The organism is Corynebacterium sp. MSK073, from assembly GCF_030232085.1.
Lineage (GTDB): Bacteria > Actinomycetota > Actinomycetes > Mycobacteriales > Mycobacteriaceae > Corynebacterium.
Window position 1 is genome coordinate 18,391 of record NZ_JASPIY010000002.1, and the last position, 19,914, is coordinate 38,304.

The 19,914-nt window shown below is 60.3% G+C and carries 16 protein-coding genes and 1 pseudogene; 7 read left to right on the forward strand and 10 right to left on the reverse strand.

The window, feature by feature from the left end; translation table 11 throughout:
• Positions 1–11 precede the first annotated feature (11 nt).
• Entirely contained in the window at positions 12–605 is a 594-nt protein-coding gene (locus QP970_RS01370; protein ID WP_005285198.1) for an NYN domain-containing protein, read from the reverse strand.
• Positions 606–1,382: a tRNA (guanosine(46)-N7)-methyltransferase TrmB gene (trmB, locus tag QP970_RS01375; RefSeq protein WP_284869399.1), complete on the reverse strand. Its 777-nt coding sequence runs from the start codon at positions 1,380–1,382 to the stop codon at positions 606–608. It abuts the gene before it with no gap.
• Between the two features lie 362 nt (positions 1,383–1,744).
• Between trmB and QP970_RS01380 the strand changes: the two genes are divergently transcribed.
• Entirely contained in the window at positions 1,745–3,571 is a 1,827-nt protein-coding gene (locus QP970_RS01380) for a phosphoenolpyruvate carboxykinase (GTP) (protein WP_239269280.1), read from the forward strand.
• A 456-nt stretch (positions 3,572–4,027) separates the two neighbouring features.
• Here QP970_RS01380 and QP970_RS01390 read toward each other — a convergent pair.
• The 3 genes and pseudogenes from QP970_RS01390 to QP970_RS01400 all read right to left on the reverse strand — a co-directional run.
• Positions 4,028–4,270, reverse strand: a pseudogene (locus QP970_RS01390) (ribbon-helix-helix domain-containing protein); the annotation flags it as partial.
• Positions 4,271–4,380: 110 nt separating this feature from the next.
• Positions 4,381–5,082: a CPBP family intramembrane glutamic endopeptidase gene (locus QP970_RS01395; RefSeq protein ID WP_239275401.1), complete on the reverse strand. Its 702-nt coding sequence runs from the start codon at positions 5,080–5,082 to the stop codon at positions 4,381–4,383.
• Between the two features lie 46 nt (positions 5,083–5,128).
• On the reverse strand, positions 5,129–5,875 hold the full coding sequence (locus QP970_RS01400; RefSeq protein ID WP_239269278.1) for a class I SAM-dependent methyltransferase: 747 nt from the start codon (positions 5,873–5,875) through the stop codon (positions 5,129–5,131).
• 24 nt (positions 5,876–5,899) lie between these two features.
• Here QP970_RS01400 and QP970_RS01405 point away from each other — a divergent pair, with 24 nt between their 5' ends.
• Positions 5,900–7,009, forward strand: a complete 1,110-nt coding sequence (locus QP970_RS01405; protein ID WP_239269277.1) for a glycosyltransferase family 4 protein — start codon at positions 5,900–5,902, stop codon at positions 7,007–7,009.
• Here the strand turns inward: QP970_RS01405 and QP970_RS01410 are convergent.
• Together QP970_RS01410 and QP970_RS01415 are read right to left on the reverse strand one after the other, a co-directional pair.
• The gene (locus tag QP970_RS01410) at positions 6,903–8,384 is read right to left on the reverse strand and encodes an MmpA family trehalose lipid delivery protein (RefSeq protein WP_239269276.1); all 1,482 of its coding nucleotides are present in this window, start codon (positions 8,382–8,384) and stop codon (positions 6,903–6,905) included. The two genes, QP970_RS01405 and QP970_RS01410, sit on opposite strands and share 107 nt — an antisense overlap.
• Positions 8,365–9,555 (reverse strand): PorA family protein, encoded by a 1,191-nt coding sequence (locus QP970_RS01415; RefSeq protein ID WP_239269275.1) that lies wholly within the window; start codon positions 9,553–9,555, stop codon positions 8,365–8,367. Before QP970_RS01415 ends, QP970_RS01410 begins: the two co-directional genes overlap by 20 nt.
• A gap of 50 nt (positions 9,556–9,605) precedes the next feature.
• Between QP970_RS01415 and QP970_RS01420 the strand changes: the two genes are divergently transcribed.
• The gene (locus QP970_RS01420; protein WP_023024225.1) at positions 9,606–10,751 is read left to right on the forward strand and encodes an acyltransferase family protein; all 1,146 of its coding nucleotides are present in this window, start codon (positions 9,606–9,608) and stop codon (positions 10,749–10,751) included.
• Here QP970_RS01420 and QP970_RS01425 read toward each other — a convergent pair.
• The 3 genes from QP970_RS01425 to QP970_RS01435 are packed head-to-tail and all read right to left on the reverse strand — an operon-like array spanning position 10,645 to position 14,562.
• Positions 10,645–13,821, reverse strand: coding sequence for an alpha-(1->3)-arabinofuranosyltransferase domain-containing protein (locus tag QP970_RS01425; protein WP_284772127.1), 3,177 nt, complete (start codon positions 13,819–13,821; stop codon positions 10,645–10,647). The two genes, QP970_RS01420 and QP970_RS01425, sit on opposite strands and share 107 nt — an antisense overlap.
• Before the next feature lie 14 nt (positions 13,822–13,835).
• Positions 13,836–14,033: a DUF2613 domain-containing protein gene (locus QP970_RS01430; protein WP_023024221.1), complete on the reverse strand. Its 198-nt coding sequence runs from the start codon at positions 14,031–14,033 to the stop codon at positions 13,836–13,838.
• 22 nt (positions 14,034–14,055) lie between these two features.
• Positions 14,056–14,562 (reverse strand): universal stress protein, encoded by a 507-nt coding sequence (locus QP970_RS01435; RefSeq protein ID WP_239269273.1) that lies wholly within the window; start codon positions 14,560–14,562, stop codon positions 14,056–14,058.
• 58 nt (positions 14,563–14,620) lie between these two features.
• Between QP970_RS01435 and QP970_RS01440 the strand changes: the two genes are divergently transcribed.
• The 4 genes from QP970_RS01440 (at position 14,621) to QP970_RS01455 (ending at position 19,832) form a co-directional block, all read left to right on the forward strand.
• Positions 14,621–15,748 carry a glycoside hydrolase family 3 N-terminal domain-containing protein gene (locus QP970_RS01440; RefSeq protein ID WP_284849690.1) on the forward strand — a complete coding sequence of 376 codons (1,128 nt, stop codon included), beginning with the start codon at positions 14,621–14,623 and terminating at the stop codon, positions 15,746–15,748.
• Between the two features lie 34 nt (positions 15,749–15,782).
• On the forward strand, positions 15,783–17,471 hold the full coding sequence (locus QP970_RS01445) for a VanW family protein (protein WP_239269271.1): 1,689 nt from the start codon (positions 15,783–15,785) through the stop codon (positions 17,469–17,471).
• Between the two features lie 1,104 nt (positions 17,472–18,575).
• Positions 18,576–19,019: an alpha-amylase inhibitor gene (locus tag QP970_RS01450; RefSeq protein ID WP_239269270.1), complete on the forward strand. Its 444-nt coding sequence runs from the start codon at positions 18,576–18,578 to the stop codon at positions 19,017–19,019.
• Positions 19,020–19,382: 363 nt separating this feature from the next.
• On the forward strand, positions 19,383–19,832 hold the full coding sequence (locus QP970_RS01455; protein ID WP_023024210.1) for a hypothetical protein: 450 nt from the start codon (positions 19,383–19,385) through the stop codon (positions 19,830–19,832).
• The last annotated feature ends 82 nt before the right edge of the window (positions 19,833–19,914 follow it).

Sequence of the window (19,914 nt, forward strand, 5' to 3'; positions counted from 1 at the left end):
GGGTAAGCCTCCTAGCTATTATTCAGTAGCGCAGCCAGCGGGCGGAATGGCTGGAGCCATGCACCACCTTCAGGCAGGTTATCCAGGTTGACGCGCGGCAGCGGCTCGCGAAAGACGCCGTCAATATCTTCTAAGTCAACGAACTCGATCTCGGGGTGGCCCACGGCCCAAGAGGCATGTTCGTGGAAACCCAGGACGGTAACAGGCAGGCCCTCATCAATGAGCTCTTCTAACAAGGGCTGAAAGTTCTGACCATCGGCAGAGGCCACCACGACGCCGGCGAGATCATCGCGCAGTTTTTCAATGTGGTCGATCATATCCGGATCCACGTCATCATCCTCGTGGATCTTCGGCTTGGCAAAGACACCAAAGCCCACGTTGCGGATGGCCTCCACCCACGGGCGAATCACATCGGCGCCGCCGGGGGAGACATTGGTAAATACTGCGGCCTGCGGATCCGCATCGACATCCACCGCGCGGTAGACCAGCCACCGGCCGATGGCATCAAAACGCGGGCGGTGCGCCGCGGTGGGGCGCCCGCCGAGCAGCGAGCCGAGCCCCATATCCATATTGGGTGCGTCCCACACCAGTAGATAGGTGCTCATTTACTTCTTCTCCCACAGGTATTCAGTAATGATGTGTTCTTTATCTAGGCCCTTGCCCTCAAACTTGGTGATGATCTGGCGATCCACCAATTGCGGGCAATCCGGCCACGGCCAGCCCTTGTACTCCAGGCTGGGCTCGACGTGTACGAGCTCATCTATCCATTCGGCATAACCGGCGTGATCGGTCGCAACGTGCAGGACGCCACCCTTCTTCAACCGGGAGGCAAAGAGGTTGAGCGTGCCAGATTGGATGATGCGGCGCTTGTGGTGGCGCGCCTTGGGCCAGGGGTCCGGGAAGAAGACGCGGATGCCGTCGAGGGATTCCGGGGCAATCATACGCACCATGACCTCCACGCCATCACCACGGATCATGCGGATATTATCGATGCCCTCGCGCTCCACCTGCCCCATGAGCTTGGCCAAACCGGGCTTATAGAGCTCTACCGCGATGATATTGGTGTCTTGCTCCAGCGGCGCCATGGCCGCGGTGGAGGTACCGGTGCCGGAGCCGATTTCCACGATGGTCTTGGCGCCGGTGCGGCCGAACCACTCATCGACATCGATAAGCTCATCGCTTAAGACGCGGCCCAGCTCGGGCCAGCGTTGCTCAAAAAGCTGGTGCTGGTTATCCGTGAGCTTGCCGCGGCGGAAGGTGACATTGCCCAGGCGCGGGTAGTCCACGTCATTATCAAAGACCGCATTGAAGTCCGTTTGCGGCGGGCGGCCCGGCGGCATTTCTCCGGCAGGGGTGTTTTGAGAATTATCCGTGCTATTCATTGCGCCCTATTTTTCCCTGTCCAGGCATGGCAAGCAATATGCCGCGCCGGGTATTTTCCCCACCGTATGGGGGAGGGAGGATAACTGGTGGATTCTGCGGGGGTGGTTCTTTGTGGCATAGAATGGGTAAATAGGAAGCTTTAATACCCCCGAAATGGTGTGGAGAAAATCACGCTTGATATCACAATTATCCACAGTGTGCTCGGTAAATGTCCGCTCACGGCGGTGGATATAACCGGAGTGGGAAAAATGACACTTAATGTGACCAATATTTTGTCTTTGCCGGTTAATCTGGAGGCGGAAGGCAAAGTTGGGCCGTGATATGCCCCGATTTTCACATCCTATCCAGAGGAGAATTTTTCATGACCGCCACCATTCAGGGCCTCGTTGGAGAGCTGCCTACAGACAATCAAGAACTGATCGATTGGATTAATGAAAGCATTGAGCTTTTCCAGCCGGACGAGGTGGCTTTTGTGGATGGCTCACAGGAAGAGGCTGACCGCCTCGCCGCAGAGCTGGTCGATAAAGGCACCCTCATCAAGCTCAATGAGGAAAAGCGCCCGAATTCCTACTTGGCGCGGTCCAACCCTGCGGACGTTGCCCGCGTGGAATCCCGCACCTTCATCTGCACCTCGAAGGAAAAAGATGCGGGCCCAACCAATAACTGGGCACCGCCAAAGGCCATGAAGGAAGAAATGACGGAGGCCTTCCGTGGATCCATGAAGGGCCGGACCATGTACGTCGTTCCTTTCTGCATGGGCCCGATTAGCGATCCAGAGCCCAAGCTTGGCGTGCAGCTGACCGATTCCGCTTATGTGGTCTTGTCCATGCGCATCATGACCCGCATGGGCGCAGAAGCACTGGACAAGATCGGTACGGACGGCGATTTCGTCCACGCCCTCCACTCCGTCGGCGCCCCGCTGCAGCCAGGCGAAGAGGACGTTGCTTGGCCATGCAACGACAATAAGTACATCACCCAGTTCCCAGAGACCAAGGAGATTTGGTCCTACGGTTCCGGCTACGGCGGCAACGCCATCCTGGCCAAGAAGTGCTACGCGCTGCGCATCGCGTCCGTCATGGCCAAGGAAGAAGGCTGGATGGCTGAGCACATGCTCATCCTGAAGCTGACGAACCCTGAAGGAAAGAACTACCACGTCGCCGCCGCATTCCCATCCCAGTGCGGTAAGACCAACCTGGCCATGATCACCCCCACCATTCCGGGCTGGAAGGCCGAGGTCGTGGGCGATGACATCGCCTGGCTGCACCTGCGCGAGGACGGCCTTTACGCTGTGAACCCGGAAAACGGATTCTTCGGCGTTGCCCCTGGCACCAACTACGACTCCAACCCGATCGCCATGGATACCATGAAGCCGGGCAATACCTTGTTCACCAACGTTGCGCTTACCGATGACGGCGACGTCTGGTGGGAGGATATGACCGAGGAGGCACCAGAACACCTCATCTCTTGGACCGGTGAGGACTGGACGCCGGCATCGTCCACCAAGGCCGCCCACCCGAACTCCCGCTACTGCGTACCGATTTCCCAGTGCCCCACCGCCGCGCCGGAATACGACGACTGGAAGGGCGTCAAAATCGATGCCATCCTCTTCGGCGGCCGCCGCAAGACCACGGTTCCGCTGGTCACCCAGTCCTTCGACTGGAACCACGGCACCATGATCGGTGCACTGCTGTCCTCCGGCCAGACCGCAGCGGCAGAGGGCGAAGTAGGCGCGCTGCGCCACGACCCGATGGCCATGCTGCCGTTCATGGGCTACAACGCCGGTGACTACCTGCAGCACTGGATTGACATGGGTAAAAAGGGCGGCGACCGCATGCCAGAGGTCTTCCTGGTTAACTGGTTCCGCCGCGGCGACGACGGCCGCTTCCTGTGGCCAGGCTTTGGCGAGAACTCCCGCGTTCTTAAGTGGATCATCGACCGCATCGAAGGCAACGTGGAGGCCGAGGACACGGTGGTCGGCCGTACTGCCCGCGCCGAGGACATCGACTTGGAAGGCCTTGACTTCGATATCGACGACGTTCGCGCCGCCCTTGACGTTGACCCGAAGGAATGGCAAGGCGATATGCAAGACAACGCCGAGTACCTGAACTTCTTGGGCTCCCGCGTGCCTGAGGAAGTGTGGAACCAATTCCGCGCCCTGAAGAAGCGCGTGGAGGACGCCGCTTCCTAACGCGTTCATCCGCGGTAAATCCCGCATAAAGCTAACCCCAGCAGCGTAAAGCTCTGGGGTTAGATCTTTGTTGGGGTTAAACAACACATTCTGTGGTTTAGGCCTCGGAACGATTCCTGCACTACGAAAGTGGGAATAAATCGTCTCTAGGATTGGTCACGGGTCCAACAGGGCCCCTCGGCGAGTGCCCCAACCGGTGAGGACTGGAACGTCGTTATTCGAGGAGCTTGCTGTAGTGTGGGCGAGCTTTCATTACATGGATTAATAGTTCGTCCCCGTCGGAGGCAACAACGACGACGGTGTCCAGTAGTCGAGCGTGTGTATCAAAACCGAAACGGAGTTCTCGCCATTGGTTAGGGTCATCGTCAAGAGGCTCTATCCACAGTGGATAGGAAGCTGCATGGATTCCGTCGGTTTCTGCGATACCGTGCTTTGTGGCGGATTTGGCTGTTCTCGTGCCGCCGTGAGGGCGTTGATTGCTTGGCGGACAAGCTCAGATCGGGTGAGATTCTTTTCCGTAGCTAGGCGATCTAGGGCGCTAAGTTCATCGGTAGTCAGGCGTACAGCGACGACCTGAGCAGGCTCTGCTCCGCGACCGGGGCGTCCACGTCCGCGCTTTTTCAACATTTCTGGGTCGTAGCCTTCTTCTGCTTCGGAAACCCAATTGTCGAGTTGGTCTTGAGTGATGTTCACAGGCATGAAAATATCGTATAACGAAAATTGTGCGCTGTCGATATGAAGCGTTGTGAGTTTAGGTCCTACCTCGGCTACTGAACTAGCGCTTCTTTCTCCCGCTGCGCAGGGACTCCTTAGCCCGATAGTCCCGCTAGGGCCGTGATTGCTACGACCGTGTTATTTGCAATGTGAATGCACAGGGGAGCGGTAAGTGTCTTGAACCAGAGGCGTGCTAGCACCAAAAAGGTGCCAAAGAATGCGATGTAGAGCATTACTGCGGGGATGCCGTGTGCGAGGGCGAAGACAGCGACGGTGATAAGCGCTGCTGCCCAGGTGGGCATGGAATTTTGCAGCCAATCCAATAGGACGCGGCGAAAGGCCACCTCTTCTACGAGGGGAATGACAAGCGCGGTGCTGAGTACCACCATGATGGTGGCGGCGGGGCTGATCTTTAGTCCGGCGGAAAGGTTATTGCCGGCTGGTTCGCTGCCCAGGAGTGCATTGACGGCACCCGTGGCCGCACCAGAGCCCAGGATGGCGAGGGGAATCCACCACAGCAGGTGCCATAAGGAATGCTCGGCTTTCACAAACCCGGCATCGCGCCACGACCAGCCCAAGCGGCGGGAAAATCCGTACCAGACCGTTCCCAAGCCGAAGAAGGCACCGCCGACGGCGATGCCAAAGGCGACCCAGGAACCGCTCTTTGTAATGAGGCCACAGGCGATGCCAATGAGTGCCGCACCGGCAAATGTGGCGACGACGCTGGCCACGGCCCACCCCAGGTGAGCTGCGCGAACGGTGGGGGAGAGCTGTGAGCGCTGTAGTTGGTCCGGCATGCTGGGCAGTATAGTAGGACAACCTCGGTGCGAGCTGTGGCGCGGCCTAGTCCGGCTGCAGTACCAACGTCAGGTTGGACACGGCGAATTCGCGCAGGCCAGGAACCTTAGTCAGCCACCACGCCCAGCTGGGATGGTAGCGCGGAAAGGCGAGCTTTAGCGCGCCGGTGGACTCGGCCCAGGTGAGGCCTGCGGAGCAGGGGACATTAAATAGTGAGGTGCCAAAGACATTCTTGGGCGGGTGCCCATTGCGGCGGGTATAGCGGTCGCGGGCGAATGCACCGCCGACGTAGTGCTCCCACAGCCCGGTTTCGTGGCCGCCGAAGGGGCCGAGCCAGACGGTATAGCTCATGATGCACAGGCCGCCGGGGCGGGTAACGCGCAACATTTCTTTACCCATATCCCACGGGCAGGGGATATGTTCGGCGACGTTAGAGGAATAGACCACATCGAAGGAATCGTCCGCGAAGGGCAGGCGCGTGCCATCGCCGCGCACGGAATTGCTGAGGTGGATATTGGCCGCCGACATTTCCCCGGCATCGGGCTCAAGGCCAACGTAGGACGCGCCGCGGTCCGCGAAGGCGGCGGCAAAATAGCCGGGGCCGCCGCCTACGTCGAGCACGAGGGCATCGGCAAGCGGCACGCCCAAATCGCGGCCCAAGTTTTCCACCAGCCTGGCCGTATCTTCTGCCAGGCCGCCGTAGAAAATATCGGGGCGGGTTTGCTCGAAGCGGAAAGAGCGCAGCAGCGCCCAGGAGCGGGAGAGCGTGGCCATGTCGCGGGTGTGTTTCATAAACCACTAGGCTAATACCCCACGATGAAAATTCTTTTACTATGCTGGCGCGATTCCACCCACCCGCAGGGCGGTGGCTCCGAGCGTTACCTCGAACGCGTGGGGGAGTACCTAGCGGCGCAGGGCCACGAGGTGGTCTTTCGCACCTCTAAGCACATGAATGCGGCGCGCCGGGAGGTCCGTGATGGCGTGCGCTATAGCCGCGGCGGTGCCAAGTTTGGCGTGTACCCGCGCGCGTGGGCGGCCATCGCGGCCGGGAGATTGGGCTTGGGGGATCTGCGCGGTATTGACGTGGTCATCGATACCCAAAACGGCATTCCCTTCTTCGCGCGGTTGATTTACGGCGCGCCGACGGTGCTTCTTACCCACCATTGCCACCGCGAGCAATGGCCCGTGGCCGGTCCGGTGCTCGGGCGGCTGGGCTGGTTCTTGGAATCGCGCGTGGCACCGCGGGTATATCGGGATTCGACCTACGTCACGGTCTCGCAGGCCTCGCGCGAGGATTTGGAGGCGCTCGGCATTGACGGCGCGCGGATCATCGCCAATGGCCTAGACCCCATTCCGGCGCACGTGCCTTCCCTCGAGCGCGAGGCGGATAAGCACCTGGTGACACTCTCGCGGCTAGTCCCACACAAGCAGATCGAGCACGCCATGGATACGGTGGCGCGCACGCCGGGCGCGGTTTTGGATGTGATTGGCTCGGGCTGGTGGGAGTCGAACCTGCGCGATTATGCCGAAAAGCTCGGCGTGACGGATCGCGTGCGTTTTCGCGGCCAGGTGACGGAAGACTATAAGCACGCCTTGCTCGCGCGTGCCGATGCCCACCTCATGCCCTCCCACAAAGAGGGTTGGGGCCTTGCCGTCATGGAGGCCGCCCAACATGGGGTTCCCACGGTAGGTTATGCGTTTGGCCTGCGCGATAGCGTAATCGATGGCGAGACCGGGATCCTTGTAGAAGAAGAGGGCGATTTCGTGGCGGCCACCCAAGAGTTATTGGAGAACGCAGAGCTGCGCCGGCGCCTAGGGACTAATGCCCGGGAGTTTGCCGCGCGCTTTTCGTGGGACAAGACCGGCGCTGCCTTTGCGCAATTGCTCCAAGGCTTAGTAGCGGGGCGGTCATCCACAGGGCGGTAAGCGCCCACGGCAGCTCGGGGCGCGGGGCGTTGGTCTCTGCGGCGATGGCGCCATCAACCACCACGACGCCCACGCCAAGTTCCGCAAGGCCTGCCATATCTTGGTCCTGCCAGGCGCGCAGCGCCGCGCGGTACTGCGGCGAGGCCTGATCGATGACCTCACCGTCCACGCTGAGCTCGCCGGATTCCACCATGGGCACGGCCTTGGAATAGGGATCGACCGCGACTCCCGGGGTGTCTTCCGTATGCGCACCGCTATTTCCCGTGGGAATCTCCACCAAATTGGGCCGCTCCGGAAAGAATGCCAGGCGGCCGTCGATATCGTGCACCAGCTGCTCATCCACCCCGGTATCGCGGGGAGAAAGCACGGCAAGGCGGGACGGGGCAGGCAGAACCTGAATCGTGGCGGCCACTAGCGCCAGCGCGGCTGGAATCTGTGGCAGCGCACCGATGGAGGCAACGTATAGCGGCAGCGCGAGCATCGTGAGTTTGTGGCTATCGCGCAAGAGTCCCGCCCCCGGAACGTTATCGATGGCCCATTCCAGCATGCTGGGCAGTAGCCAACACGCCAGCGCCCCGCCGAGTCCTAGGGCGGCCAGGATGGTCAAGCGCGCCGGGACGCGGTGCGCACCCGCCAGCGCGAGAACTGCGACGAAGAGCCCGAATACGGCTAAGCCCACGGCCGCTTCGCCATTCCAGATTCCGCCGAGGCGTAAAAGCGCGCCCACCGTGCCCACGTGTTCTTCTGCCCGCGGGGAAAAGGCCGCGACGGCGGCTGCGGCATCGCCGGGCACGCTGGGTTGGAAAAGGCCTGGAACCAGCCACGGCAGCCACAAGAGGCAGCCCGCCAGGGAGACCCGCTTCCGGCAGGTAAAAAGGGCGGTGACCACAGCCAATAGCCCACCGGTGGGGGTAAGGGACGCCCCCCACATGGCGATCAACGCCAGCCAGCTGTGGCGGCGCCCCGCCCAGGCGATGACCGGGAGCAGCCAAGCGACAATGGCCAGGGACCATTGACCTTGTAAGAGGCGTTCGATGACAAAGGGGTTGGCCACCGCGATGGTCATCGCGGCCAGCGCCGCTATCGTGGTGCGAGACCACACCGCCGCGGTGAGCGCGGCGGCCCCGGCGGCGGCAAAGATGAGCACCCGGGCGGCCCACGCGCCGCCGAGTAAGGCTAAAAACCCATCTTGGGGTGCGTTGCGGGCAGGCAGGCTTCCCCCGCCCAGCGCGGATGGGGTAAGCCCTGGATCGTTTAAGAGCACCATATCGCGCCAGAGGAACTCGCCGGGCAGCGCGAAGGGCCAGCACACCGCGGCCACGAGAATAATTCCCCACAGCCCGAGGAGGACGCGCCTAGGCGTGTGCGGCATCATGGGCGTCACGGTGGCGGCGCATGTACTGGTAGGCGGCGAAAATGAGCAGGGAAACACCGATGGCCTTGCCCAGCCAGCCAACGGCCATAAGCCCTCGGATGGCGTAGATTACCGGGCGGACCTCAGCGAGGCGCTCCGCACGGGTATCCTCTGACCACCGGAAATCCGCTGCCAGCACAGAGCGATCCTCTGTGTCATCCTCCGCGATGAGGGTTCCCGCCTGCTGGATATCGGTGGCGAAAAAGACCTTGACGTTTTCCCGGACATCCACGATGGTACCGGTGGTGGGTTCGACCGAAATATCGCGGCCCACGGTATAAAAGGGCTCGACGATGACGGCGGCATCCGCATCCAAGTCCAAAAGCTCGCGCGAGTGGGAGTCATAAAAACGGCTGGCGGGACCCTTCAACTGGAAATCGCCCGTTTTCAGCTCGTCCGTTTGAGTGGTGCTGCCCAAATCCGCGCTGATATTGCTAAAAGTGTTCTTCAGCGGCAGCGGCTGTACGTCCTGGTGATAGGAGTAGATGGGGATGCCATCTACTTTTGAGTCGCCGGTAAAGTCCATCGGCGTGGATTCCTGGGCCAGGAGATCAAAAAATGCGTAGGAGCGCTGCTCCGTGCCGGAGGGGAAGAAATAGGTAAGGCCGTCTCGCTCGAAGTCCTCCCGGGTCAGATCGGCGTTGAACTCGGGCAAGGCGAGGACCCATTTATTGACAGGATCGGCTACCGGGAACGTGGATTCGCGGTTAAGCACGGAGTGCTGATCGATGGTGGCGATTTCCTCTTGGGAGTCCCCAGCTTTTCCAGCAAGCAGGCTGGTGACGGAATCGGTGGTGGCGATGGTGTCATCATCGGCGACCTCGCCGGTGGTAATGGTGCGCTCCAAGGTCAGCGGCCCGTGGTGCTGGTAGCACCACATCGGGGCGGATTTGTCGGCGCAGCGCGGGTCATCGCCGGATGCGGTAGCGGGGGCTTCACCGTCCATGAGGGCGCGCACGTCCATCCATACCGCATCGGTGGGTCCGCTCGAGGTGGAAAAATCTTGATCCAAGCCCAGCGGGCGGGTCCGGTTATTGTAGAGGGTCGGGGCGAGGGTACCAATGAGGAGGAAAATGATTGCGGCAATGACAACCCACGTCCGTGGCGAGCGTGGCCAAAGGTAGCGGCTCATTGCAGTACTATATCCAATCAGTTTCAGGTTTCCGGGGTAAAGGAGCAAGCGTGCGCACGCAGGCATCTGTGAAAAGACTACCCCAGCACCTGCCGGAGCTAGACGGCCTACGCGCGGTTGCAGCACTAGGGATCATTGTCACCCACGTATCCTTCCAAACCGGCACCGGGTGGGGATTTGCCGGGCGTTTCGATTTCTTCGTCGCCGTCTTTTTCGCCCTCAGCGCCTTTTTATTGTGGCGCCGGCGGGGGCTGCACACGGCGCGCGGCTATGCCCACTCCCGCATCGCGCGCTTGGCACCGGCCTATTACGCCTGCGTGGTATCGGTTTTGCTGCTGCTTCCCGATGCCCACTCCATCACCCCCACCCAGATCCTCGCCAACCTGACCTCCACGCAGATCTATGTGGTCGATGGCCTTGCCCCGGGCCTTACCCACCTCTGGTCCCTCTGCGTGGAGTTCTTCTTTTATCTGGTCCTACCGCTTCTGGTGTGGGCCCTTGGCAGCCTGCCGCAGCGCTGGCGCATGGCCGTTATCGCCGGCGGCGCCGTGCTGAGCTGGGGGTGGGGATTTATCCCCTTTGTCGCGGACTACGGCGAGGACCAGGTCAACTCGCAAATCTGGCCGCCGGCTTATGCCTCGTGGTTCGCGGTGGGCATGCTGGCGGCGGAGGTGGAAGAAAGGGGCATCGGCAAGCGCACGGCGCGGATTCTGCGGGTGCGCTGGGCCTGGGTTGTGCTGGCGGGGCTCGTGCTGTGGGTGGCGAGCCGGGATTGGTTTGGGCCGGCCGGGCTGGTGCATCCGGAGCCGGCGGAATTTGCCCGCCGCATCATCGCTGGGGCGGTATTCGCGGCGTGCGTGGTGGTGCCGGTGGCCTTGGTTCCACGTGGAACCTCGTGGCTTACCTCGCCGCTCATGCAGGCGCTGGGCGCGTGGTCCTATTCCATTTTCTTGTGGCACGTGGCGGTGCTCGCCGTGGCCTTCCCGTTAACCGGGGTGGCGCTGTTTAGCGGGAAACCGCTGGATTTTTGGGTGATCCTTGCCGTCACGGTGGTGGGGACCGTTGTGGTTTCTGCGGCGAGCTATACGCTTATCGAGCGCCCGGGCCGCGACCTTCTGATGGGCCGTGGCCGGGTCCGGGGCCGGGGCCGTCGACGGCGAAAAGGCAGGCCAGCCCCGCGGCACATAAGCACATAAGCAGCACGGAATCGCCGGCATAGGCCCCTGAGGTCCATGGAGCTCGGGCAAGGATGGTCCCGGCCGCCGCTACCACGCCGCTGGCAAAATAAGCCCGCGGAATGGTGGTCCAGCGCACGATGAGCCAGGCGGCCATGCCCGCAAGTACTGCCGGCCAGCCCACCAGTGCCAGGCAGGCTAGCGAGTACATCGCAGAGGCCATGCCGCCAGGATCCGGGTGCCAGGTGGGCTGCGGGCTGCGGCGCGCGGCGAAAAGCAGGCAGAACCCCAGCGTGGCCAGGCCGAGTGCGCCGCCAAAGAGCAGGGCGGCGCGGTAGGCAGGCTGCGCCTTAAAGGTCATGCGGAATTCCCCAGTGGTGCCCGCGGGGACGATAAACGCCTGGGTGGCGGCATCGATCTCGTATGGGGTGAGCTCGGTATCGCCGATAAATCCGCGCAGGCCCTTATTGAAGGCGCGCCCGGTAATGAGCAGGCGCTCCTCTTCTGCAGCAGCGATGGAAAAATCGGTGAGGCGATAATCGTCTGGCGGGGACCAGCCCTTTTCCGTCATGGACACCCATGCGCCGGTGGTACGTACGCGGTGGACGCCGGGCTCGAGGGTTAGGGTGCTGCCGGGGGAGTACCGGTGGGAATCGATGAGTACCGGCTTGGTGGAATCCACGGTGACCTCCATGCGGCGCGGCACGGTGACATCGCGGATGAGCACCCCGGTATCGTGCACCATCTGCTGGAAGAAGAATTGGTGCACATCCGGCGAGGTATCTGGCACGGTGACCACGCGCTCGATGGGGTGGCCTTCTACCTCCAGTTCCGCGATGCCGGTGCGGTGGGATAGTTCCACGCGGATTGCCTGGGAATCCCCGCCGGGCACGCGCACCGTCTTGGAGCGGAAGGGCTGGAGATCCACCTCTACTGCAGCACCACCCGAGCGCACCGTGACCGTGGTGGAGCTGGTGGCCATGAGTTTGAGGCGCGGTTGGCTGAAGTCACCGCGCAGCTCGATCCAGCCTTCATCGTCGCCGGGCGCGGGCCACCAGGCGGTGGAATTTTCCCCATCGACGGCGGCGGTGGCGGACTTTTCCGGTTGGGCGCCGCCAAAGGCGGTGGCGTCGGCGGCAGAAGAAGAGACCTCCACATCGCCGCCGTGGGTCTCCACCGTGGTCAGCGGGCCGGCGGAGGGATAATCACGCAGGCGGTTATAAACGTGGCTGGGATCGTCTGTGGATAGCGGCGCCGAGGCGGCGCCGTGGAGCGTGCCGTAATTGCGATCCACAAGAGTGGGGGTATCGGTGACGATATCGGCATCATCGTCCACCAGCTCGCGGGCGGCGGGGCCATTGTGGGCATCGAGGAAGGCCAGCGCCTCGCCGCCACCGGCCACGCGGACGGGATCGGCTGAGGTCAAAGCCATGGAATGCTGCTCGAGCATGATCACATCGACCTCGTCAAAAGTATGCACGTCACCGCCAAATTTACTGCTCAAGGTGTCATTATCGGCGGCAAAGAGATCGTGGCGCACCATCACCGCGCCGATGCCCAAGCGCTGCAAGGCGCGCACGCCGCTGGCCGGATCCTCCTTCAGCGCTGCCATCACCCCGTCGAGGCCACGGATGGCCTCCGGGGGAACAAGGGGGATGGCATCGCGGACGGCCCAGGGAACATTAAGAAGCGGCTGCGCCGGCTCATCGCGGGTCCAACCCCACTCTTGGCGGGCAAAGGAGGCCTCGGGATAGATCAAAGTACGAGTATTTTCCGCGTGCTCGTTGATATAATCCGTGGCCTCGTGCCAATAGTCCGGCACCTCGTCGTAGGCGCCTAGGGGCAGCAGCCGCTGCGACCAGGCTGGGGAGAGGGCGCTGATGCACACGAGCAGCACCAGCGCGCCCACGGTCTGCTTCTTGGTGGGGCGCAGGCCAGTGGGCAGCGGCAGGCGCTGGCAGGCGCGGGCAAAGCCCAACAGCAGCGGGATGCGCACCAACGGATCGAATTTGTGCAGGTTGCGCAGGGGTGCTAGCACCCCATCGAGCGCATCGAGGTACCACGCCGCCTGGCAGCCCAAAATCGCCACGCCAGTAATCAGCATGATGGACCACACGCGGGGCAGCCGGCACAGTCCATAAATGCCTATCGCGGCCACGGCCATGGTGATAAGGACAAAGAAGGCAGAGGTCGCGAGCTCGTTGCCGGCGACGCGCTCGGCATCCGCAAAGGGTGACCAGCTCGTTGTTCCGCGCAGGATTTCCGGCAGGTTCAGCCACCGGGTGGTCACGTGGGAGGATTCGATAAATTCCGTAAACGGTGGGGCGTAGCGGCCCAAGATTAAAAGCGGGCCAATCCACCACGCGGATACGCACAGGCAGCCAAGCAGCCAGGCCGCGCCGGGCTTGAAGGCGCGGCGGTAGACCACGATGACAAGCGCCGGGGTGCACGCCGCGAGCGTGGCGGTGGCATTGACCGCGCCCATCAGCGCCACGGGAATCGTGGCGGCGGTAGCATCGCGCCAGGTGAGTTTTTCCCGCAGGAAGGGCAGGATGACCCACGGGGCGAGCATGACGGGCCAGGTTTCAGAAGAAATGGCCGTTAGCGTGGACAGCGAGCGCGGGGAGAGCGCATAGAGCATCGCCGCTACCCAGATCCACCGGCCGCGCAGGCCTATCCGGGTGGCCAGCTTGTAAAAGCCACTAAAGCCCACGCTTAAGACCAGCAGCCACCACAGGCGTTGGGCTATCCAATCCGGCAGGGGCTCGGTTAAAACAAAAAAGGGGCCTTGCGGGAAGAGGTAACCGTAGGCCTGGTTCTGCAGCTGCCCCAGGGTAAAGATATCGGTATAGGCATCGAGCGCGCCGCGCAGGAAGTGGCGCGGGTTCGCGGCCAGATCGTGTTTGGTATCGGCGGCGGTCAGCCCCCACGGTTGTACCGCGAGGATGAGCGCCAAGGCAATAATGCCGAGCGGGTAGGGCCGGGCAAGGCGCGCGCAGCGGTGGCGCAGGGCGCGGGCTAGTGCGCGGTAGCGGTGTACATAGGAACCGCTATGTGGGCCGCGGGGGAGCTGATCGGTCCGGTCATGCACGCCGGTGCGCCCATCTAATTGCGGGAACCGTATTCAGGCCCGCCCAGCACCGCATCATCGGCGGAGACCGCATTGCCTTCCGGCACGGTATCGCTGCCGGAGAACTGGGCGATGCCGATGATGGTGATAATGCCCAGGGCGATGCCCACAACAGCGCTACCCACGGCGGGGCCGAGGGTGCGCTTGTTTAAAGAATCGGATTCCAGAGCCATGGCTAAAGATATTAGCAGCTACTTAGAAGTATTCCGGATCGTCGTCATCCGCGTCTTCGTCGTTTTCTTGCGGGACGATAAAGACGGGCAGGCCCGCGTTGCGCACGATCTGGTCCGCCGTGGAGTTGGTCCACCAGGCGCGAAAGCCGGTGAGCGCGCGGGTGCCGGTGACGATGACATCCACGTCGAGCTCGTGCGCGGCATCCACGATGGCCGAAGAGATGGTGGTGGCGGATTCCACGAGATGCGCGCGGCCGGCCAAACCAAGGCTTTCGGCCAATTGGGTGCCCTGGCGGCAGATCTTCAGCGCTTCTTCGTAAGCCGGATCGTCTTCCACGCTATCGGGGGACACGGTGGACTGGTGCATGCCTGTGCGGCTGACGGCGCGCGCGGTTTGGCGGGCCACCGGCTCCCACGCGGTGAGGATTTCCACCGTGGAGGGGCGCAAAAGCTGGGCGGCGTACTCCAGGGCGCGGTCGGCGCGTTCGGTGCCATCATAGGCAATTAACATTGTTTTGCCGTTACTCATGTCACTAGTCTACCCACCGCCTAGGACAGTTCGCGAGGAATCCTGCACACTGGAAGGCATGACATATTCCCGCATCATTGTCAGTTTGGGCCTCGTGGCGGTGCTGAGCGCCTGCTCTAATTCCGCCTCGGACGAGGACAAGTCGCACGAATCTGCCGCTCCCGCGTCCTCATCACCCGATACCTTCGCGCCCGCCACCGAGGCGGCACCAGCGCCGGCGCCGGAGGATATTCGCGCCACCGCAGCTTCGGTGCTCATGCCGCCGGCAACCAGCTATGAGGACGCCAAGGCCAAGCTGGAGGCCGGGGTGGGAGGCATCTTCATCCCCAGCTGGGCGGATCCTGGTTTGCTAGAAGAAGAGGGCCGCAATATTAACGCCCTGCGCGCGGAACTAGGCCGCGATTTCGAGGTCGCCATCGATTTTGAGGGCGGGCGCGTGCAGCGTTTTTCTGAAATCTTGGGCGAATACCCCTCCGCGCAGCAGATGGCGGCGGACAACTCGCCGGAGCAGGTGGAACAGCTGGCGGGGGACATCGGCAAGCGGCTCATGGACTACGGCATCAACGTGGACTTCGCGCCGGTGCTCGATGTCGATGGCGATGGCCTCGAGGTTGTGGGCGACCGCGCCTTTTCCACCGACCCCGCGCAGGCCGGCGAATACGGCGCCGCCTTCGCCCGCGGGCTGGATGCCGCCGGGGTTAAGGCCGTATTCAAGCACTTCCCGGGCCACGGCCGTGCCTCGGGCGATACCCACCTGGCGGAGGCCATTACCCCGCCGCTAGAAGAGCTTGAGAACCATGAGTTCATTCCCTTTCGGAATGCCATGTCCGCAGCACCGAATGCGGCGCTGATGATGGGCCACCTCGCGGTCCCGGGCCTGGGCGATGGCCAGACTCCTGCCTCCATCCTGCCGGAAGCTTACGGCCTTGCCCGCGAGACCTTACAGTATGACGGCACCATCTATACCGATGACATTGGCGGCATGGCGGCGATTTCGGATTCGCTGCCGCTTGCCGATGCCGTGATTACCTCCCTCGCCGCCGGCGCCGACATGCCCCTGTGGTCCACCGAGGCCGATATTAATGCGGTGATCGATGCCGTCGTGGGCGCCGTGGATGAGGGCAGGCTGGCCCCTGAGCGCCTCGGCGATGCCGCCCGCCACGTACACGATGGGGACAGCGACTAGGAAAAACGCCCCTTTACCCGTTAACCTTTAAGGCGTGAAGAAGGCAGAAGGAAAAAACGGTGCAAAGGGCTGGCTTATCACGCTTGGCGTGATCGTTGGCTTCGTCCTCATTGCGGGCATCGCTTATGCCTGGGATGTCATAGCAAACCAGGACAAGATCCCGCGCAGCGTCTCCGTCGGCGGCGTGGATATCTCCGCCATGGAGCGCACCGCCGCCGTGGCCAAGCTCGAGGACGAGCTCAAGGGCGTTGAGACCCAGCCCGTGACCGTGACCGCAGGAGATCTGCAGTCCGAATTTACCCCTGCCGAATCCGGCCTGGCGCTGGATAACCAGGCCGCCGTCGATGGCATCGAGGAGCCTTCCCTCAACCCCATTACCCGGTTGGTTAGTTTCTTTCGCTCTACAGAAGACATCCCGGTTGAAACCGATGTGGATGATGGCAAGCTGCAGCCCACCCTTGACCGCGTCAAAGACGAGCTTTCTACCGATCCGGTCGATGGCATGCTGGAGCTTAATGATGGTCAGCTCAAGGTCACCGATCCCACGTTGGGGCAGACCGTAGAAGGCACCGAATTGCACGATGCGGTGGCAGCGAATTGGCTCGATAAGGCTGGCGTGCAGGTGGAGCCGGAAGAAATTGAGCCGGCCATTAATGACGAGGCCATTGAAAAGATGCGTACCGGTGACGCCGCCAAGGCCCTGGATAATCCGCTGACCTTGAAGGCGAAAAATAACGTCACCGCAACGCTGAATAAGCCGGAGATTTCCCAGTTCACCAGCATTGAGAAAAAGGATGGTCGGCTGCACCTAGTGGTTGATAGCAACCGCGCGCAGCAATTGCTGCAAGAGCGCACCGATGGCGCCGATGTGCCTGGCGTGAACGCCAAAGTGAAATTCGCTGGTGGCTCCAAGCAGGTCACGCCCTCCCAGGACGGCGAGATTATTGACTGGAAGCCGACCATGGAGGGCTTTGATAAGCGTGTGACTGGCGATGACCGCGAGTGGGACGCAACCTACAAGCCAGACCCAGCCGAGTTCACCACCGAGGACGCCGAAAACGCGACGTTTAACGATACCGTGGGCGAGTTCTCCACCGGTGGATTCTCTTCTGCCTCCGGGCGCAATATTCAGCTGGTGGCCCAAGAGGTCAACGGTGCCGTGGTGAACCCAGGTGAGACCTTCTCCCTCAACGGCTATACCGGCCCCCGCGGCACCGCGCAGGGCTATGTGGAATCCGGCATCATCATCGACGGCCATTCCGGTACCGCCGTGGGCGGTGGCATCTCCCAGTTCGCCACCACGCTGTATAACGCCGCGTACTTCGCGGGCATGCAGGATACCGCGCACACCCCGCACTCGTACTACATTTCCCGCTACCCGGCCGGCCGCGAGGCTACCGTGTACGAGGGCGCCATTGACCTGCAATTTACCAATACTTTCAATACCCCAGTGCAGATCGAGACTAATTTTGGCGGCGGTGAGATCACCGTCCGCTTGAAAGGCACCAAGACGGTAGAGGTGGAATCCATCAATAACGGCCGTTGGGCCAAGACCGAGCCACAACCGAGGTCCGTGCCAGGCAGCGACTGTTCGCCATCATCCGGTGCCCCGGGCTTTACGACGTCCGATACCCGCATCATCAAGGATCTCAGCGGCAAGGAGCTTTCCCGCGAGACCAAGACCACGGTCTACGATCCACAACCCATCGTGCGGTGTGGTTAGCCAGTAAGCAAAGTGCGTTGCCGCTGGCCCAATCTCGGCGGCCATGCAGCGCGCACAACCCAGCGTGAGTACGACAAAGGCTCCCGCAGCGGGTGTAGTGCCATGCTGCGGGAGCCAGACTCGTTAGTCATCCGTCTTGCCTCGCAGGGGGTTGAAGGTCATGTTTTTCGTGGGGGACAACCACATCATGCTCATCTTTCACCGGTGCCACCGTGGGCACTGCGTTAATATGGACGGTCAAGTCCCGTGTAGTGGTGTAGACGTTTATGCCTCCGGCTCGGTATGAAGTTCGGGGTTTGATTAGGATGTTAGCCGGCGCCAAAGAGGCCGTCGTTATCACGGTGAAGAGTACTCCTGTGTTCAACTTGCACGCAGTCGCGACGGTAAGGATCGCTAAAGTCCTCGGGTTGTGGCCTGTGGATTGGCGATAATCATGCGAGACAATAAAAACGATTGACCAGCCCGGTTATTTTATAACGCCGGTGCACATGCATTCGACTAGGAAAAGATCTCGATAGTTATCGATGAATCGGATCATTTCCCACATTTTGGGTCGAGTTATGACGCGAAAAACTCGGGCAGCCTTCAGAAGTTCATTAGTTTCGTGTAGCTGGTGATTTACACGGTCTAGCATTGCGTTTTCGGCAGCCAAATCTTCAGGTTTGGACTCTGGTATGTCCCCGGCACTGCGGGCAGGGTTAAGTCCAAAGACGGGCCGTATGCCATGAAACCCCAACTTTGGGGCTGCTGCCTGGCACGCGGGGTGCATCGACGTATTTTCCGCCGAGATGCGATCTTCCACGAGACGGACCGGACGTTCCTTGGCATCCTGATCAAATTTCCTTGGCATGTTCCAGATTTCCCCATCTACTGAAACGGAACGATACCTGAGAAACTTTACGCTGAGGCGGTCCGTTTACGCTTCAGCAACCTGGTCTTATGCAGAATGGCAGCAACGACTCAACCTCAGTAATGCATCAGCACTCTTGGAATGCGCACGCCCCTAATAATGGTTGGCTAAGATTTAAATCTGAACAACCTCTTGACGGCTCTCAGGCGATCGAATAAGTTTCTGGAAAAGTAAGCTATCAGGGTTGGAGAATAATGTCTTTATTTCTTAGGAAAGTAGCGATAATCACCGCGGGCTTCATTGCTACTTCTACAGCTACCACTGCGACTGCAACTGCTACCGAAACGCCCACTTTCAATCTATCAACCAACCAATTAAAAGTTGCCGAACTAGAACCGGGTCAAAGCGCAAGATTTGCCAAAGGTGAAGTTGCCGAAGTTCTCTTCGCAGGGTCCGAAGTTCGCAGTACCGAAGCTACCCTAACAACTATGGCTGCTGTTCCAGCACCAAATTGCATTGTAGCGCGAGCAGAAAAGGGATTCGTCCAAGTTTATAACAATTGTGGAGGAAGCGACCCACAACGAGTAAAAGTAGTGCTAGCCTTCGGGCTCGACACTCAATGCAAATCAATTCAACCAGGGACACGTACTAATATTGGCGTTGCCACAGGCCGAATCGATGGCGTTTTCCTTTGCTAACTGAGGGCTGCTGAACTATGAAAAGAGTTGTAAAAATCACGCTGGAATCTTATCCATTCTAGTCGCACTGAGTTGTTTAGCTCCCCTAGCATATGGGCTGGGTCCAGACGACCCACGGACTAAGAATAATAGAGGGATGTATACGGTGAAGTGCCAAGTCCATCAGAATACAACAGGTAACCCAGTTGTTGGTTTCGTCATCGGAAACCATAAAAATGATCCAGAAAAGGCTGAAAAAGAAGCAAATAACTTCGTTTCCAGATTCGGTGACAATCATGCTAAGAGACACTGTAAGACAATTGGCCAATACAGGCAAAACGGTGCTTATAGCACTAACTGGACTCCAAGATAATATAGAAATATATGCTAAATAAAAGTTTAAATCCAAGCGTCCACATTTGGTGCTATATAACGAAATTCGTCTGTCCATTCGAATCTCTGCCCAAAGCGAAAGAGAAATATCAGGAAGCAGTAGAACGTGTAAGACAGTCTCATAAGGTTCTTTTAGCATCCGAACAAGCTTACCTCTTAGGCCAGACCGAGCCGATATTTAGTCTCCTTATTGATGAAATTGTCGGATTTGGAGAAGAGTTGTCGGACTCAGAGAAAGAAAATTACTCCGTTTTCATTTTCACGACCATCGTTGAGGTACCAGAAAAAGAGGAAGATGATAAAAAAGACCCAGTAATGCAAATTGCTGCAAAGCTAGAGCTAGATGCCGAAGATGATTTTCCCTCAACTTTTCCTAGTCGTACTCGATTAATCTGGATGAGTGAAAGCGGAAAAGAATCGTCAAACTGCATTATTCAATAGAACCTGTCACCGGGTGGAGAAGTATCATTATAACTCTCTATCGTGCTTGACCCCTGTTTGGTGGGCACTTGGATGCGATCTA